Source organism: Prochlorococcus marinus str. MIT 1013 (assembly GCF_027359395.1).
Taxonomy (GTDB): Bacteria; Cyanobacteriota; Cyanobacteriia; order PCC-6307; family Cyanobiaceae; genus Prochlorococcus_B; species Prochlorococcus_B marinus_E.
The window spans coordinates 353,968-371,483 of record NZ_CP114778.1 but is presented as its reverse complement, the minus strand read 5'-3'; the positions used below and the strand labels follow the sequence as shown (position 1 = coordinate 371,483).

The following is a 17,516-nucleotide window of genomic DNA, read 5'->3' as shown; positions in this document are numbered from 1 at the left end:
CATTCTTTTATGATTTTTAAATTTATCTATCGAGTATTTATTTCAGAACACATTAAATTTAGCCATTCAGTAAGTTGATCTAGAAGTTTGTCGCTATCTAATATGCCTACACCTCGAATGGTCACTGACGAGTATCGAAGTCCTTTTTTATAGATAAATCTTCCGTGAAGATGGTTTGCCAATCCTTTTATCATTAACTTAAAAGCTGGCTCATCCATCATTGTTTCAAGCTCAACATTAGGTTTTGACAACTTAATTCTCGAGAAGCCACACTTTTTGGCAATTATTTTTAATTTCATTACTTCTATCAATGATTCAACGGCCTTTGGTAATGTTCCATATCTATCAACCAAGTTGCTAGCAAATTTAACTAACGCATCATTGTTTTCGCATTCTGAAGCTAATCTATAAGCATTTATTTTTTCATCTGGATCAGTTATCCAATCTCCAGGTATAAAAGCTGTAACAGGTAAATCAATTTGAGTATCCTCAACAGATGGAATGTCTTGTCCTTGTATTTCTGCGATAGTTTCCTGCAATAGTTCCATATACAAATCAAATCCGATTGTTTCCATTTGTCCGCTTTGTTCAATACCTAAAATATTGCCAACGCCTCTAATTTCCATATCCCTCATTGCTAACTGATAACCACTACCTAGATCACTAAATTCCTTTATTGCCTTTAACCTTTGTCTTGATGTCTCATTTAATTTCTCATCGTTTGGGTAAAACAACCAAGCGTGTGCTTGTACTCCACTACGGCCTACTCTGCCTCTCAATTGGTAAAGCTGAGATAACCCAAATTTATGAGAATCTTCTATTAAAATAGTATTTACTCTAGGAATATCTAAGCCACTTTCGACAATAGTCGTACAAAGTAAAACATCAGCTTCCCCGGCATTAAATGCCAACATTGCATTTTCTAAAGCTCCTTCTTCCATTTGACCGTGAGCGATTAATAACTTCACATTTGGAATCATAATTTTTATCTTATCAGCTACATTTTCTATACCTTTTATTCGTGGAACAATATAAAATACTTGTCCTCCTCTATCTATCTCTTGCGAAATTGCACTTCTTATTATCTCATTATCAAGTGGTGCTAAATGAGTTTTAATTGGCCTTCGTAATGGTGGTGGTGTTGTAATTAAACTCATTTCACGAACACCAGAAAGACTCATATAGAGGGTCCGTGGGATTGGAGTAGCAGAAAGAGTTAATACATCTACACTTTTTTTTAACTCTTTTATTTTTTCTTTTTGATTAACACCAAAACGTTGTTCTTCATCAATAACAAGAAGTCCCAAATCCTTATAAAATATTTTTTTATTTAAAAGTTGATGTGTACCTACAACAGCATCAATATGTCCATCTTTTAATCCAGTAAATATTTGCTTTCTTTCACTACTAGTTTTAAATCTATTTAGCAAAGATACTTTTATAGGGTAAGGTGCAAATCGATCAGAAATAGTTCTCCAGTGTTGTTGTGATAATACTGTTGTTGGCGCAAGCAATGCAATTTGTTTTCCTGAAGTGATTGCTTTAAATATTGCTCTTATTGCAACCTCTGTCTTCCCAAATCCAACATCACCACAAACTAATCTATCCATAGGTTTTTCACATTCCATATCAGATTTAACCTGAATTGTTGCTTTTGCCTGATCTGGTGTTAGTGCGTATGGAAATGAGTCTTCTAATTCGCTTTGCCAAGGTCCATCTTTTGGAAACTTGAAGCCCTTTTCTTTACTTCTTTCTGCATATAATTTAATTAAATCAATAGCAATTCTTTTAACAGATTTCTTAGCCTTTTCTTTTATTTTATTCCAATTTCCACCTCCTAACTTACTAATTGTAGGTGACTTTGTATTAGAACTCCTATATCTGCCTAAACTACCAAGTTGATCCGCAGCAATACTTAATTTTCCATCCATATATTTTATTACTAAGTAATCTCTCGATTCACCATTAATATTTATTTTTTGAATATTCTGAAATAAACCTATACCATGATTTCTATGAACAACATAGTCTCCTGGCTTCATTTTATTAGGATCAATTTTTTTACTTTGGGATTGCTTTCTTCTTCTCACATATCCTGTACTTGAAATATTATGTTGTCCGAAAAATTCCTTATCAGTTACTAATGCGATTTTCCATGCTGGAAGGTAAAACCCCTCAATTTCTCCCTCATTACTATTTTTAATAGCTACAGGTATATTGTCTTCAATAATACTGCTAATACCATTAAGATCGTTGTTATTAGGTATAAACTTTGTAATACATTCATGTTCTTCTAATAGAGAAACTGCACGAGTTGGTTGAGCAGAAATTATCCAGATTGAAAAATTATTCTTTATATAATCTTTTAAAGATAAACTAATTTTTCCATATTGATTAGGTAACCATTGATGAACTTTACTGGAAATATTAAAAACATTATCTTTGTTTGTAGTGTCTTCTAAATCTGTAATATCAATCCCTTTATAGTTATTCAGGGAGTTATAAATTTCATCAATATTTTTATGTAGATTAGGTTTAAATATATTTTGTATTGATTGACTGCCTTCTCTATTTTTTATTACTTCTGTATAACTTTCATTAACTATATTATACCATGAATTTCCATGTGATAAGCCCTGCAATCGTTCATCTACTACAATAAATGTATTATCATCTAAATAATTTAATAAAGATGAAGGCTTTTCGAATGCAACTCCTAAATATTTTTTAGCAGTAGATAGTTTATTAGAATTAATTAAGTCAGAGGACTCTTCATCTGTAAATAAAATTGATATATCCTTATCATTGATTGATATAAGCTTATTTATTATTAGGGGATCAAAGCCTGTTGGAGTAATACAAACATTATCAATTTTATCCAATGATCTTTGTGATATTGGATCGAATTCTTTAATCTTATCTAATTGATCGCCATATAACTCCAATCTAATTGGTAGTTCGCTACTAACAGGATAAATATCAATAATATCACCACGTCTTGTCCAGGTTCCTTCTTGATCAATATTATTAGATTTTATATATCCACCTTCGCTCAATTTTAATGATAATTCTCCAAGATTTATTTCATCTCCTACATTTAATTTAATAGACTTTGTTTTAACAAAATCTATTGGAGGTAAATGTGGTTGTAATGATCTTTCTGTTGCTATTATTGCTATATTCTCATGCTCTTTTGTCTCCATAATATCACTAAGTACTTGTAATTGACCCCATACAATTTCTGAAGTTACCTGTATTGAATCATATGGAGAAACCTCACTTGTAGGATATAAACATGTCTTTGTCCATCCACAATCTTTTACTAGTGGAAACCACCTTGTAGCTTCTTCTAATGTTGGAACGATTACTAATAATGTTTTTGATACTTTTTTAGCAAGAGAAGTAGTAATTAATGCTTTTGCTGTTCGAGAAGCTCCTGTTAATATTAATCTTTCATCTCTATTTGATCGTCCAATCAACTCATTTGTTAACTGATGATTTTCTAAATAGTTTGCTATTGACTCTAAAGACACTATTCCAATTTACTTAATTTAATCACGTTACCATAACATTTTATTTATCTTTTTGAGAAGGGTTAACTAGCTTGATATTGATTTCGAATTGATTTAAGCTTTTCAACAAAAGACATTAATTGTTCTTGATTAAGTTCCTTCCTTGTTGAAACATTAAATTCCTTTTGTAAATATTCTCTTCCATGTGTATGATCCCATGACAAATCCCTAAGTATTTTATCGGACTCTTCAATTAATGTATTAATAGTTCCTTTATCTTCTTTATTTTGTGTTGGTATATCTATCTCCTTCAAAAGACTTAGATACTTTACAATATCATTATACTTAGTTATTTTGTTCCTATTTTTATAACCTAGACTTTTTACTAGAAAATTGATTTCATCATCTCTAGACCATTTTAATCTATCAATTTCTAAATCAATTGCTGCTAGTTCGTTACTCCAATCACTTGGTTCATGATTAGTATTAATTTTTTCATTTTTTGGTAAATCAACATTCACTGGGGTTTTGATTATATCCTCATTGATAGACCTTATAGTTTTCTCATCATTTGCTAATATTTTTAGCCTTTTATTAAGTCTTGCTATCGCTTTATCTTCAGCAACTTCTACTGTTGGCCCTTCTGCCAGTGCACTTCCCAGATTTTTATCATCGAGCCACCCATTAACTTGCACAACAGCTTTATCTGTAGTTAGGTGGCAAAGTTTCGATTCAATCCTCATAACTCTTTTGAATTAGCCTAATTAGAATTATTAGCGTTAAAATATACCAAACAGGTAGTGTAAATAGCTCTTTTTTCTTAATTTAATGGATTCAGCATCTCTTAGATCCTTAACTCCGTTACTTGATGGTATCGACCAATGGGTTGAATTAGCACCTCTCTTGCCAATCATTATTTCCTTAGAGCTTGTATTGTCAGCAGATAATGCTGTAGCCCTGGCTACAATAACTAAGAATCTAAATAATATCGATCTTCAAACAAAAGCACTGAATATAGGCATATTTATAGCTTTAATATTGAGAATACTTGTGATTCTTACTGCTCAATTCTTCTTGAATTTTTGGCCAGTTAAACTAATTGGTGGTATTTACTTAATATCACTATCAATATCAAAGTTTATTTCTATTAACAATACTCACTTAATTGATACCGATAAAGCTAATAGCAGCAAATCTAAATATTCATTATTTAAGGTTATAATTTTATTGGCTATAACTGATTTAGCATTTTCTATCGATAGTATTACAGCAGCGGTAGCAATAAGTGACCAATTTCTTTTGGTTATTACAGGCGCAATTATAGGAGTAATCGCATTAAGGTTTACCTCTGGATTATTCATTAAATGGCTGGAGATATATATTAATTTAGAAAAAGCTGGTTATATCGCAGTTGGTATTATTGGATTAAAGTTAATTATTCAATTAATATTCTTCCAATTAGTTATACCTGAATATTTATTCTTCTTAGCAATGCTATGTCTTTTTCTTTGGGGCTTTTCATCTAAAATAAATACAATTAACAATGTTTAGATTCCAAATTTATTTTTAATTCTTAGATTACATTGAACTGATAAGGTATAACTATCAGTTACTTTTTTACCTTCTAGTTGAGCATATTTTAGTTCAATTGGATAATCTTTAGTCATTATAACTATCCCACTTTTCTTGTTTATCATAATTATTTCACCAGGTAATCTATTGTTTATTGATTCCTTTACAATATACTGAATTGCAAGTAGTTCTTTTTTATTTGCTATTGAAGTGGCTTCTATTATTTTTATTCTCTTACCATTATGAAGTGTATAAGCGTTTGGATAAAGTCCCTGTATTTTTTTTATAATTTTCCTCGCATTTTGATTCCAATCAATTAAATAATCTTCTTTTTTTATTTGTCTTGCATAACTCGGCTGACCATTTAATTTTGATTGATCAATAGCTTTTAATTCTTCAAGAATTAATGATTTGTTTGAGCTTTTGATCTTACTTATTCTTTCAAGTGATTGAACCAAAAGTTTAGAGGATATTTTCGATAGTCTATTGGTAAGTATTTCAAGGTTGTCTGAATCATTAATAACCGTTGCCTCTTGTTCAATAACAGGACCTGTATCTAAACCTACTTCCATGGACATAATACAAATCCCCGTCTTTGGATCATCATTGATAATGCTCCACTGAATTGGAGCTGCTCCTCTCCATACAGGTAACAATGACGCGTGACTATTCCAGCATCCAAGTTTTGGCTGATCTAATATTTCTTTTGGAAGAATTTGACCAAAAGCTACAACTATATAAACATCAGCTTTCAAACTTTTGAGCATATCCTTTGTATTTTGATCCTTCCTTATTGATTGTGTTGAAAAGAAAGGTATACCTAAATCTATTGCTGTTTGTTTTACAGGTGATGGTGACAAGTTTTTACCACGACCTCGCTTTCTATCGGGTTGTGTAACTACAGCAATAACTTCGTTTCCAGCCTTCACTATTTTTATTAAATTCTCAGCAGCATATTTAGGTGTTCCCCAAAAAACTATCTTCACGCTTCACCAGTTATTGATATGTTATTAACCCAAACATATGGACTAATACCTTGATGCGTAACAATCTGTTCTTTTTCTATTTTAACAATACCTTTTAGCACTTTCAATATATCTCCAGCGACTGTTGCTGCCTCAATTGACGTATGTTTACCATCATTAACTATCCAACCATCAAATGGCAAGGAAAATGAACCTTGACTAGCCTTGACACCAGAATGAATAGCGGAAAGTTCATCTATTAAGATAAATTCTTTACGTGTTTCATTAATACTTAGATTGGGGTCCGTATCCATTCCACATCTACTTTTGCTTACAACCAACCAATCTGGTGATACAGATACCTTTGCTCCTAAGCCAGCATGGCCAGTTGGTTTAACTCCAAATTTTCTTGCAGTTGCCTCTGAATGTAGTAAATTTTTTAATACACCATCAGTTACTAAATTAATATTTTGAGTTGGAGTTCCTTCACCATCAAAACTAAAGGCTCCTACGTTATCTGGATGAAGCCCTTCGTCGCTTATATTTAAATTAGCAACTGAAATTTGGGAACCTATCGAATCTTTTTTCATTATACTTAGACCATCAATAATCGAACGTGCATTAAACATTGAACTAAAAGCACTAATTAATTGAAGAAAGGCTTCAGGTGAAAAACATACAAGATATTTATCGGTTTCTATAGATTTATAATTTAAATGGCTGATTAACTTATCTGATGTTTCTTTAATACAAGAATCAATTTGAAGATCCTCTAAATTAGAGTTTATTCTAATTCCGCCTGCGCTTCTAGGCTTTTTATTCTTTTCTTCACCCTTAGCATACAAATAAATAGATGATTGTGATAATTTCATATATCTATTAGCACCTTCGCTATTTATATATATCCTTTCCATATAACTTTCACTTAATCCATTATATGGAACAGAATCTATTGACTCATGCGTATTTATTAATTCTTTTTCAGCTTTTTTTAGAATAGTGAGTAATTCATCAATTGTATGCGTATCTGAAACTGTAGAATTTAATTCATTTAATGCTGACTTTGCTAATGATGAAAACTCCGGTGTTTCTTTGTTATTACCAAAACGACAAGCTTCAATAGCTCCTCTCATTGCTTTCTTAATTCCCTCACTTGTTAAGTCAGAGGTGCTTGTTATTCCAACCTTGTTATTCTTATTCCATACTCTTAATGTCATTGAATTTCGTTGAGAACCTTTTAACTGTTTAGCATTACCTTGTTGAACCTGAACAGATATATCTTTACTGGTAGATGCCCCCACATCCCATTTATCGATTTCAGATTCTTTACTATATTTGATTAAAAGATTAGTCAATAGTTGTGGGTCTAATTCACAATTTTTTTTAGAAGTATTTAATTCATTCATATTATCTTCCACCAACTGTGATTGAATCTACTTTAATATGTGGCTGACCAACAGTAACGTTTACACTGCCACTTACAGAGCCACAAAATCCCGCGGCAAGATCCAAATCATTTGCGCACATAGAGATTCTAGGCAAAATTTCTTTTGCTTCTCCAATTAAGGTTGCTCCTTTGACTGGTTTATCGAGTTTTCCATTTTTAATTAAATAGCCTTCTTCAACTGAGAAGTTAAATTGACCTGTTGGACCGACACTACCGCCACCCATTGATTTGCAGTAAAGACCGTTATCAATACTTTCAATTAATTTATCAGGAGAATAATTGCCTTGTTTAATGTATGTATTTCTCATGCGACTAGCAGCAGCAAATGAGAAATTTTGTCTTCTTCCACTTCCAGTCCTTGGGTGACCAGTTCTTAAAGAGCCTGCTCTATCTGAAATAAATTTCTTTAGTATCCCATCTTCGATAAGTAATGTATTTTGAGGTTCCATTCCTTCATCATCCATAGATATTGAGCCAAAGGCATAATCTGAGAGTCCTTCATCCACTGCACTTACAGCCTTATGGGCAATTTTCTTATTAATACAGTCATGAAAAGGGGATGTGCCTCTTTCTAATTGCGTAGTTTCAAGCAAATGACCACAAGCTTCATGAAATATAACTCCTCCAAATTTATTGGCTAGAACAACAGGCATTTGACCTGCGTCAACATATTCTGCGAATAACATTTTTTGAGCACTTTCATTTAACTCAATAGCACTTTTATCGATTTTCCAGTTCCTAAGATCATCTGGGTTTCCAGAACTGCCATATCTTCTAGCAGATGTAGATCTGTTCTTATCTTTTTGTGCAATTACATTAATACCAACTGTTTGGTGAAGTCGAATGTCTCTTGCAAACACTCCATCAGTTGCAGCGACAAGAACTTCCTGCCAATTTCTCGAATAGCTTGCTCTACGTACCTGTAAATTTTTATTTTTAACGGCAAGAGAATTTGTAGCTTCTAGCAATTTTAAAGTTGATTCACTTAGATCTGGTGATTTATCTAACCAATTATTCTTATTAGTTCCAAAGTCCTTCAGGGTTGATAAGCCTTCGAATTTGTCTTTATTGCTTGAGCCAACTTCTAGACCTAACATTCTTAAAGCTTGATTTAGAGCGTACAGCAAACCTGCTTTTGACAAATCATTGGTACTTACAAATCCGTCTTTTTTCCCAAGAAATACTCTTATGCCAGCACCTATACCAAAAGATGGACTAACATTTGAGATTTCGTCTTGCTCCGCTAGAAGCGAAATATTATCTGATTTCTCAAGAAAAATTTCAATAAGATCTGCTCCTGCTTTTTTGCCAAGCGATAATAATTCTTCAATTTGTGGTTTTAATGTGTCATCAAAAGTATGAAATAACAGATTTTCACTTTGTTTAGTAAGTAAAGAATTAGTCAATTTTTTGTTTTTTTATATTATGGCACTTGAACGACATAATTGCGTATTAATCAAAAAGTAGAAATGTTTATTGTTATTATTTAAAAATAAAAAATTTATTATAAATTAGTTAAATTTTAAGTTAGAAATATTCAATTTACACCAATCCATTTTTGACCATTTAATCTTTGAAGTACTCTAGAAATTAACAAGGGTAAAGTAGTCTTTTTTTCATCAATTAAAAAGGATTCTACTATGCTTGGATTTGAATTCGACTCAGCTAATAATATTGTCTTGTCAGAAGTTATGATTTCTTTATTAAAGCAAAGCCAAAATCTTCTTTGTTCAGATATTTCGCAAAACAACATCCAGCAATGTCCTCCAACAACTGGTCGATCACCTTCTAGCAATTTAATGTCTATAACTATTGTTCCTTTCTTTTGGATTGACATCTTTAACTCAGGAATTAAATGATTATTTATAAACTCTTTGAATGGCTTATCTTCTAATTTTGGAGGCTTTTCTGGTTTCTTAGGGATGGAGGTAGCTGCTGCTATTGGAGGAGTTTCTGAAACTACTTTTGAAACTTCGTTATTGGATTTTATTTCGTTTGTTGGCTCTGAATTTTTCATGAATTTATTTTAGCAAATCATTTAAATAGTTAGTTAACTTATTTTTGTTTAAAAATATTTTAATAATTTCTGGTTTACCACCTTAAAAAGGATTGATCATCCCAGTCATTTGATTTTTGGATTTCACTATCATAATTATCATATATCATTTGTTGGTCATTGTAAGAATCTTCACCAGATACATTTGAAATATCAGAATAATCGGATTGAATATTATCCCTATTAATAAAATCAGACTTCATTTTATTGATTTTTCCTATAACTCTAAAATTTGCATTTAATGTCGGAGAAGGATCTTTTATATCCCTTTCTATTAACGTTTTCTCATGGTTAATACTACTATAGGAATCTTTATTTACGTTGGTTAGTTGATCCTCATAGTCAGTTTTGTATTTTATTGATTTTTTAATACTTTGTTTATTAATATTTGCAAGTTTTGTTGTGAGAACATAAGAGAAGAGAAAACCACTTCCTGTTGATAGTGCAACATATGTACCTAAAGATAGTCTTGGAGTATTCCAAATAACTATTTTTAATTTTGTATATTCCTTTTGATTAGTAAGGAAAAAAAAAGTTAAGAATATTAACGAGGATAATAATGGAATAAATTTAAGTAGATAATTTAATTTCATTTGTTTGGACCTTTCCATCTCTTTATAATTTTTAAATCCTCACCAAGTGAATCAAACATTCTAACAACTATAAAATCAATTATATCTTCAATTGTGTTTGGATTTGTATACCACGCAGGAATAGGGGGAACAATTAATGCTCCAGCAATAGCTAGACGTTTTATGTTTTCTATATGTATTAAATTTAATGGTGATTCTCTTGGTGAAATTATTAGTGGTCTATTCTCTTTCAAGTGAACATCGGCACATCTTTCTATTAAATCTAATGAAAAACCAGATGCTATTCTTCCCAATGTACCCATAGAACATGGAACTATTAACATACCCTTTGTTTTATGACTACCACTAGCAATTGAGGCTGAATGATCATTCCATCTATAGCATTTTAAATCTCCTGATTTTACATTTAGTTTATTTCTCCAAAATACTGTCTGGGCTTTTGGCTCTACAGGGATATTTATAGAGCGTTCACTTTTTGCTACTTCATAGGCACCTTTGCTAAGTATTAAATCTACAGATTTATTATTTTCCAACATAAGTTGTACTGATCTCTCGCCTATTTGCATTGCTGAGGCCCCAGTAATTGCAATAACGGTACTTTTCATTAACTCTTAATTATTTGATTTAATATCTTTAAAAGCTTCATTATTGCTTTTTGATTCGGATTCATTTCTTTTTACTAGCTCTAGGTCAATTTGATTTTTTAGTATGTCTACTTTTAATACTTTAACATTTATCTTTTGTGCAAGTTGATAAGTCTTTTTGTTTTTTCGACCAACCAAGAGGTTCTGCCTTGATCTGTATTCATACCAATCATCACCAAGGGTACTTACATGAACTAATCCTTCAGCACTCAGATCATTTATCTCAGCGAAGAAACCATAACTTTGAACACCCGTAATAATTGCAGTGACTTCTTTGCCTATAATTTGTTGAGCTTCTCTACCCTGAGCAATTGAAATAATGTTATTTCTAAATGATTTTGATTTCTTTCGAATATTATTTAAATTTTGGATTAATTTTAAATTAGCCTGATTATTAATAGTCTGTTTAATTTTAGATGTGAATATATCCCAATTGACATCATTCCAACTGTCTTTTTTTCCTAATTGAATATATAACTTACTTCGACTGTTAGATTTATTTTTACCATCTATTAACAGTGATGTTAATATATACTGATTAAAAATATTCCAATAATTTAAAGAAGGACAACACCAAGGAGATTCTATATTATTGACGAGTAGGTCTAGATTTAAATTATCATTGTTTTCTAGAGAATTAGATTTATAAAGTTTAAGATGTATACCAGGAATAATATGTTTTATAAGTTTATGAAGTATTTTCTTTTCAGAACTTGTCTCAAATGAATTTATTAATTGAGTTGTTGTTGCAGAACCATCAATATTAACAGTAAGATTATTATCCAATGCTAATGCTGATTTTGTTAATTCATTTATAGCTGATGGGTCAACGGTCTCATGCTCCTTATAAATAAATGGTAAATTGTATCCAATTAAATGTTTAGCAAGTATGTTATTAGACAATCTAATAAATACGTCAATTATTGACTGAGGATCAAAAGAATCATATGATTTAGACCATCCGTTGAAGTCTCTGCTTGGGAAAGCTTTATGTAATTCACTTAATCTTTCCAAATTAGGTATATTTTGATCTAATTTAATAGATAAATTAGTAGTAATATTGATTAGTTTTGAAGAGTGAATAATCGTGTAGATGACATCTAGATAATCCTTTATAGGCTTAAGAACAATAGGAATAGACTTAGAAGTAGCTTTCCTGTTGTGTATAGCTTTAAGGTGTTTTGGTGTTATAATTTTTACTGGTTTAATAATAGTAAGTAAAAATTGCCAATCAGATATCTTCCCTTCTCTATCAATGTCTATTATTAAAGTTATAGCTTCGGTCTCTTCATTAAGTTTAAATTTAGAAGCTTTGCTAAGTGATTCATTTAAAAATTCAAGCCAGTTGTTTCCTAAACAAATGACTTCTCCTTTCTTTTTGAGATAATCATCTAGTTTACCGCCTAAATTGATTCTTTCAGATACAGTTGGTGAATGTAGCCATATCCTATTTCCACCTTCAAAAGGTTGTGCATATATAGCGGGTAATGATGGAGAATTATTACATTCCCAACTTTCAAATAAAAGTGAAGGTTGAGATGTTAAGTCGTCTCTTCCTTTTAATGAAACTTTCTTAGGAGAAACTTTAGGGGTATCAAAATTCCTTATAATTTTATTTTTAGAGAGTAATATTTCAATATCTCCATCTAAACCAGAATTTATTGGCAATTCTCTAATTATTGAACCTTTTGCATTGAATTGAGCAATTGGATATTTATTTATTTTTATCTCATAAATTAGATCTGTGCTCGGATGCTTATTTAGATTATCTATCTCTTTATCTAACTCAATAATTACTGGTATTCTGTCATCCAATGGGTAGCCCTTTAGCTCTCCTGTTAATATATCAGTATCAACTTTAGCAAGTAAAATATCATTATATCTTTCTAATACACATTGTATAGATCCTTCAGGAGCTCGTCTTTTCAAGCCTTGTTTAGTAATTAAAACAATTACTGAATCACCATGCCAAGCATTATTTAAATTAGCTTCTCTAATATATATATCTTCACCTTGATCTTCTCTAACAACAAAGCAATATCCTTTACTGCTACAACGAACCCTACCCCTAATAAAATCGATTTCGGTGTTAATATTCAGTGTGTCATTGTTAATATTTTGAACTATGCCTAGCTTTGTAAGAGCATTAATAGCTATGCGTAACTTATCTCTATCTAGTTTCTTTGTAAGCTTCAAGGATTTCTCCAGTTTAGAAAGATCTAAACCATTCTCTCTCTCAATATTTTCAAGTATTTTTAAAACTGTTGTCATGATAAAGGTGGTTAATTAAATTAATTTCAATGGATGTAAGACTTGAGATATCAAGACTATATTTATATGAATAAATTTTGTTTACTAGCTATTACTAGTATATTGTTTTTTACATTGTGCTAGAAGATTAATTCCAATAGTTAAGAATACTATTCCAGAAAGCAGTTTGAGTAAGTAAGCAGGAATAAGATTAGCAATAGAACCACCTGCTAAAGCTCCCAAAAGCGTTGCTAATATTAAAGCTATTGACGATCCAATAAATACTGCCAAGGGTTTATTGGTTGTACTACTTAAAGTTATTGTTGTTAATTGAGTTTTGTCACCCATTTCAGCAAGAAATACAGTGACAAATGTTGTGAAAAGAAGTGTAAGCAACATTTAACCAATTCAAATTTTAATTTTGAAAAACGTCAATAACACCTATTGTTACTAGGTATATCCCTAAACTTAACATAATTATTCCAGAAACAACTGTAAAATTTTGTCTTGGGAAATTATTTGCTATCCACCTACCAATCATTACTCCAAGAAGACTTGTAGAAATAAGAGCTAGTGCGGCTCCAATGAAAATAATAAGTGGTCTACCCGACTGAGCAGAAAGCATTAAGGTTGCAAGCTGAGTTTTATCACCTAACTCTGCTAAAAATATTGTACTGAAGGTTGTAATTAACACACTTATAAAAGGTGTAGAATCATTTGAGTCACTGATATCTAATTTAGAATTTGAATTAGGTTGACCCATTACATACCTTTAGTGATGTTATCTTTTTTTTTAATAATTATATATTATATAAAAAGCCTCTATATAATCAAGTTTTAAATTTATTCCAATTTTTTTATAAGATTACTTACATAATACCTAAATATTTTACTTGTCTATTAATAAAATATCTAATCTCATAAATTTTCTACTATGAAAGAAAGTCAAATCTTATTCACCAAAACAATAAAATCTAAAATAATTGCGGGAAGATCAAAATTTTTTAATTATTGTGAAGTAAAGCCAGTTTATTTAGTAGAATATGACAAACATTAAAAAAAACATGGGAAACCTTTTGCCTCTAGTAGCTGTCTTCCTTGCTGGGCCAGCAATTATTGCATTGATCTTCTACAGAAGAGGTGTTTAAAATTTAAGCAGCTTTACCAAGAGCAATCTCAGCAAAAGTAAGAATTTTTTTAGCAAAGACCTCTTGGCTTTTATTAAATTTTGAGTGTGTAGATAATCTAGAGCAAATAGATTGACCTTTATTATTTGTGATTAATATATCCTTGTTTGATATAAATTTACATTTATACAGATGATTATGTATTTTTAATTCTATAGTATTTGAATAGTTTTTAATATCAATTAAATTTAATTGCACATTTGTTTTTGCTTTCCATTTATTAATTTCAATATAAAAAGCAATATCTATTAAATCATTAGTTTTTATTTTCTTAGTATTATTCCATTTGATTGCATCTATTGAACCACTTCCATCATTTAAGGTCATTTTTATATGACCTCCCTTAAGCCTGTAAATGTCTAAAACTCTGCATTTTCTTGTCCAAAAAATTGGAGCATTGTTCATAATGCCAAAAGGTCCAATTAACATTAGTTGTCGATATAAATCAAGGTTTATATCGACAAGATTTATGTAAGCATCGGGGGTTATAGTTTTATCTAAATTATAATCTTTAAATTCTCTAATAGCTATTTTATTTATTCTTTTCATAAGTTTAGGTATATTTTCTTCTTTAATTGTGAATCCTGCAGCGGCTGCATGTCCTCCATGAGCTATAAGAAGATCACTACATTCATCGAGTGCATGATTGACCTTAAGAAGATTATTTGATCTTATTGAACCTCTAAATAATCCATCATTTCCAAGTGAAATAATAGCGGTAGGTAAATTAAACTTTTCAACCATTCTTGCTGCAACGATACCAATAACTCCAAGATGCCATTCACTATTAGTGAGTACTAGAAACTTTTGGCCATTACTAAATTGAGTTTGACCTATTTCCAAAGCTTCTTTTTCTATTAATTGAGTTAATCGTTTTCTTTCTTTATTTAATGAAAAGCATTCTTTAATATGTTTATCAATATGATCTTCTGATTTATTAGACAGTAGAGAAAGTATTACTTTTGGGTCTCCAATTCGTCCTACAGCATTTATTAATGGTGCAATTTTAAAAGCTATGACTTCTGGAGTAATATCAATTTGATCAATTGATAGCTTTTTAATTATTGATTTCACACCAATATTATTTGTAGTTCTAATTTGTGGTAAAAACTCTTTAAGGAGTTTCCTGTTAGCGCCTATAAGGGGAGCCATATCTGCTATTGTTCCTATACAAAATAATACGTTTGCAGACGATTTATATATATCATAGTTTAATTTATTACATAAATTTTTAGCTAGTATATAAGCAATACCAACACCTGCTAAGTATTTATAAGGAGAATTACTTGGTGATCTCTCTGGATGAATTATCGCAAAGACATCAATTTTAAAGTCAGGTATTTTATGATGATCTGTTATAATTAAATCTATACCTAATTCATTTGATCTGTTAATTGCTTTCAATGCTGAAATACCATTATCAACAGTAATTACTAAATTTATTTCTATTTTATTTATTTCATTTATCATTTTTATGTTTAATCCGTATCCATCATCCTGTCTTGAAGGAATATATGGAATTGGCTTCGCACCTAGCTTAGATAATAATTCAACTAAAAGTACTGTGCTAGTTATACCATCTGCATCATAATCACCACATATAGCAATTTTTTCGTTTCTTCTACAAGCTTCAATTATTCTTCCGGTAGCTTTGCTTAATTCATTGAAATGATCTTCTGGATTAGGTAGATCTAATGGGGTTAAGTATCCGTCTAGATCATTTTTTAAATCAAGACCTCTTCTAGATAGGACTTTCTGTAAGGTGTAGTTTATTGAGCAATTATCTATTTCTACTTCATTTATTGGACTTGGTAATATCCATCTTTTGATTTGATTATTATCTGTTGTCAAAAGCTTATCCTTGATTGATTCCTTAGTAAACAGAATTATATTTGTTTTATACTTAAATTACATGAATAAGTTAGAAGCTGTTTTTTGGGATGTTGATGGAACCATAGCCGACACAGAATTGTGTGGGCACAGAATAGCTTTTAATTTAGCTTTTAAGGACTTTGACTTGGATTGGTATTGGAATGAGATCAAATATTTAGAACTACTAAAAATCTCGGGTGGATTAAACCGTATCATTCATCATCGTAACGAATCAAATAATCAAGTTACTGACGATCAATGTTCTAAAATTCAATCAAGAAAGCGTATACATTATAAGAAATTAATTGAATCTGGACAGATTAAGGTTCGAGATGGAGTTTTAAAGCTTATCGAAGAACTTTCTTGTTTTAGTATTGATCAATTTATTGTTACGACTAGTGGTAGAGGTTCATTAGAACCATTTTTAAATACCTCATTGAGTTCACATTTAGATTTTTTTTCAGGAATAATTACATATGAAGATGTGGAAAAGCACAAGCCCTTTCCTGATGCTTATAACTTAGCAATTCAATTAAGCAAAAAGTCTCATTTTAATTGCATAGCTATTGAGGACTCTAATATTGGTGTTGAGGCAGCTAAGGCAGCAAAACTAAATTGTCTTTTGACATTACCTCCATGGTCATCTTCTATTAAAAACATTTCTACAAAGGCCAACGCATGTGTTAACAGCCTTGGCAACGCTTACAATCCCGCTAAAGTAATTTATGGCAAGGAATTAATTAGCAATAATGTTGACCTATCATATTTGACTAAAATTATTAATTAATAAATGCAGAAAACCAAATTTCAAAAATTTTTAGATTCTTTGTTTTCTTTTATCAATCCGATTATTGGTGATTCTTGGACCAAAAGAAGTTTTCTATTACTGTCTTTATTATTTGGCTTTTATTTTACCAATAGTCTAATTTCCTTTTTATTAGATAAAACTGTTAATACGATATTTCTGGCAATAATTTTGTTGATAATCATGGAGTTAGCCATAAGATCATACCTATTATCTAATTATTCTAAATTATCAATAATTATAATTTCTATTAATAATTTCAGAATAGGTTCTACCTATGCATTAATTCTTGAAGCTTTTAAGCTTGGATCTTGATTAACCTTAATCAGACTCCTCTTCTGAAGTCTCATTCATAGGATATACAAATCCCTGAGCTCTTCCTGTTAGAACGGATTTCCCTATTGATAGCGCCTTCTCAGCTGCAATAGCAGCTTTGCCTTTCCAAATCGCATGTCTTTGATTTCTTTTCCCTTTAGAGGTCTTTTTCTTTGGTACCGCCATTTTTTCTTAACATTCACAGATTTTATATTTTATAACGTCAACGTCCAATTAATCAAAAATCTTCCATTGTAAAGCTAACTTCTTGTCTCTTTTTCTATATAAAGTCAAGTTA

General features: G+C 30.7%; 17 protein-coding genes. 4 read left to right on the top strand and 13 right to left on the bottom strand.

Annotated features, from left to right (window positions below; all coding sequences use genetic code 11):
• Positions 1-26: 26 nt before the first annotated feature.
• Positions 27-3,533, bottom strand: a complete 3,507-nt coding sequence (gene mfd / locus O5633_RS01980; protein WP_269610367.1) for a transcription-repair coupling factor — start codon at positions 3,531-3,533, stop codon at positions 27-29.
• 62 nt (positions 3,534-3,595) lie between these two features.
• A complete protein-coding gene (locus O5633_RS01975; protein ID WP_269610366.1) occupies positions 3,596-4,255 on the bottom strand; it encodes a hypothetical protein in 660 nt (219 codons plus the stop codon).
• An 85-nt stretch (positions 4,256-4,340) separates the two neighbouring features.
• On the opposite strand from O5633_RS01975, the gene O5633_RS01970 reads away from it, so the two are divergent.
• The gene (locus O5633_RS01970; protein WP_269610365.1) at positions 4,341-5,063 is read left to right on the top strand and encodes a TerC family protein; all 723 of its coding nucleotides are present in this window, start codon (positions 4,341-4,343) and stop codon (positions 5,061-5,063) included.
• Here O5633_RS01970 and fmt read toward each other — a convergent pair.
• From fmt to O5633_RS01925, 9 genes are all read right to left on the bottom strand, one after another.
• Positions 5,060-6,070, bottom strand: a complete 1,011-nt coding sequence (gene fmt / locus O5633_RS01965; RefSeq protein WP_269610364.1) for a methionyl-tRNA formyltransferase — start codon at positions 6,068-6,070, stop codon at positions 5,060-5,062. The two genes, O5633_RS01970 and fmt, sit on opposite strands and share 4 nt — an antisense overlap.
• Positions 6,067-7,455 carry a TldD/PmbA family protein gene (locus O5633_RS01960; protein WP_269610363.1) on the bottom strand — a complete coding sequence of 463 codons (1,389 nt, stop codon included), beginning with the start codon at positions 7,453-7,455 and terminating at the stop codon, positions 6,067-6,069. The genes fmt and O5633_RS01960 overlap by 4 nt, the downstream gene beginning before the upstream one ends.
• 1 nt (position 7,456) lies before the next feature.
• On the bottom strand, positions 7,457-8,866 hold the full coding sequence (locus O5633_RS01955) for a TldD/PmbA family protein (protein WP_269611293.1): 1,410 nt from the start codon (positions 8,864-8,866) through the stop codon (positions 7,457-7,459).
• Positions 8,867-9,033: 167 nt separating this feature from the next.
• Positions 9,034-9,513: a DUF2996 domain-containing protein gene (locus tag O5633_RS01950; protein WP_269610362.1), complete on the bottom strand. Its 480-nt coding sequence runs from the start codon at positions 9,511-9,513 to the stop codon at positions 9,034-9,036.
• A gap of 74 nt (positions 9,514-9,587) precedes the next feature.
• Positions 9,588-10,145: a hypothetical protein gene (locus O5633_RS01945; protein ID WP_269610361.1), complete on the bottom strand. Its 558-nt coding sequence runs from the start codon at positions 10,143-10,145 to the stop codon at positions 9,588-9,590.
• The gene (locus O5633_RS01940) at positions 10,142-10,750 is read right to left on the bottom strand and encodes a flavin prenyltransferase UbiX (RefSeq protein WP_269610360.1); all 609 of its coding nucleotides are present in this window, start codon (positions 10,748-10,750) and stop codon (positions 10,142-10,144) included. The genes O5633_RS01945 and O5633_RS01940 overlap by 4 nt, the downstream gene beginning before the upstream one ends.
• A 6-nt stretch (positions 10,751-10,756) precedes the next feature.
• Positions 10,757-13,060, bottom strand: coding sequence for an RNB domain-containing ribonuclease (locus O5633_RS01935; RefSeq protein ID WP_269610359.1), 2,304 nt, complete (start codon positions 13,058-13,060; stop codon positions 10,757-10,759).
• 84 nt (positions 13,061-13,144) lie between these two features.
• Entirely contained in the window at positions 13,145-13,438 is a 294-nt protein-coding gene (locus O5633_RS01930) for a TMEM165/GDT1 family protein (RefSeq protein ID WP_269610358.1), read from the bottom strand.
• Between the two features lie 16 nt (positions 13,439-13,454).
• Entirely contained in the window at positions 13,455-13,802 is a 348-nt protein-coding gene (locus O5633_RS01925) for a TMEM165/GDT1 family protein (RefSeq protein WP_269610357.1), read from the bottom strand.
• A 280-nt stretch (positions 13,803-14,082) separates the two neighbouring features.
• On the opposite strand from O5633_RS01925, the gene psb30 reads away from it, so the two are divergent.
• Positions 14,083-14,187: a photosystem II reaction center protein Ycf12/Psb30 gene (gene psb30 / locus O5633_RS01920; RefSeq protein WP_269610356.1), complete on the top strand. Its 105-nt coding sequence runs from the start codon at positions 14,083-14,085 to the stop codon at positions 14,185-14,187.
• A gap of 3 nt (positions 14,188-14,190) precedes the next feature.
• On the opposite strand, the gene recJ is transcribed toward psb30, so the two are convergent.
• Positions 14,191-16,077, bottom strand: coding sequence for a single-stranded-DNA-specific exonuclease RecJ (recJ, locus tag O5633_RS01915; RefSeq protein ID WP_269610355.1), 1,887 nt, complete (start codon positions 16,075-16,077; stop codon positions 14,191-14,193).
• A gap of 61 nt (positions 16,078-16,138) precedes the next feature.
• On the opposite strand from recJ, the gene O5633_RS01910 reads away from it, so the two are divergent.
• The gene (locus O5633_RS01910; RefSeq protein ID WP_269610353.1) at positions 16,139-16,885 is read left to right on the top strand and encodes an HAD-IA family hydrolase; all 747 of its coding nucleotides are present in this window, start codon (positions 16,139-16,141) and stop codon (positions 16,883-16,885) included.
• 3 nt (positions 16,886-16,888) lie between these two features.
• Entirely contained in the window at positions 16,889-17,218 is a 330-nt protein-coding gene (locus O5633_RS01905; protein WP_269610352.1) for a DUF565 domain-containing protein, read from the top strand.
• A 6-nt stretch (positions 17,219-17,224) separates the two neighbouring features.
• Here the strand turns inward: O5633_RS01905 and rpmF are convergent, their stop codons facing one another.
• Entirely contained in the window at positions 17,225-17,404 is a 180-nt protein-coding gene (gene rpmF / locus O5633_RS01900) for a 50S ribosomal protein L32 (RefSeq protein ID WP_269610351.1), read from the bottom strand.
• Between the last annotated feature and the right edge of the window lie 112 nt (positions 17,405-17,516).

Coding starts and splice junctions, on each gene's coding strand:
- O5633_RS01905 (WP_269610352.1), top strand. CDS start 16,889: ATGCAGAAAACCAAATTTCAAAAATTTTTAGATTCTTTGTTTTCTTTT.
- O5633_RS01910 (WP_269610353.1), top strand. CDS start 16,139: ATGAATAAGTTAGAAGCTGTTTTTTGGGATGTTGATGGAACCATAGCC.
- O5633_RS01960 (WP_269610363.1), bottom strand. CDS start 7,455: ATGAATGAATTAAATACTTCTAAAAAAAATTGTGAATTAGACCCACAA.
- O5633_RS01970 (WP_269610365.1), top strand. CDS start 4,341: ATGGATTCAGCATCTCTTAGATCCTTAACTCCGTTACTTGATGGTATC.
- O5633_RS01935 (WP_269610359.1), bottom strand. CDS start 13,060: ATGACAACAGTTTTAAAAATACTTGAAAATATTGAGAGAGAGAATGGT.
- O5633_RS01975 (WP_269610366.1), bottom strand. CDS start 4,255: ATGAGGATTGAATCGAAACTTTGCCACCTAACTACAGATAAAGCTGTT.
- O5633_RS01925 (WP_269610357.1), bottom strand. CDS start 13,802: ATGGGTCAACCTAATTCAAATTCTAAATTAGATATCAGTGACTCAAAT.
- O5633_RS01940 (WP_269610360.1), bottom strand. CDS start 10,750: ATGAAAAGTACCGTTATTGCAATTACTGGGGCCTCAGCAATGCAAATA.
- O5633_RS01950 (WP_269610362.1), bottom strand. CDS start 9,513: ATGAAAAATTCAGAGCCAACAAACGAAATAAAATCCAATAACGAAGTT.
- psb30 (WP_269610356.1), top strand. CDS start 14,083: ATGACAAACATTAAAAAAAACATGGGAAACCTTTTGCCTCTAGTAGCT.
- O5633_RS01930 (WP_269610358.1), bottom strand. CDS start 13,438: ATGTTGCTTACACTTCTTTTCACAACATTTGTCACTGTATTTCTTGCT.
- O5633_RS01945 (WP_269610361.1), bottom strand. CDS start 10,145: ATGAAATTAAATTATCTACTTAAATTTATTCCATTATTATCCTCGTTA.
- rpmF (WP_269610351.1), bottom strand. CDS start 17,404: ATGGCGGTACCAAAGAAAAAGACCTCTAAAGGGAAAAGAAATCAAAGA.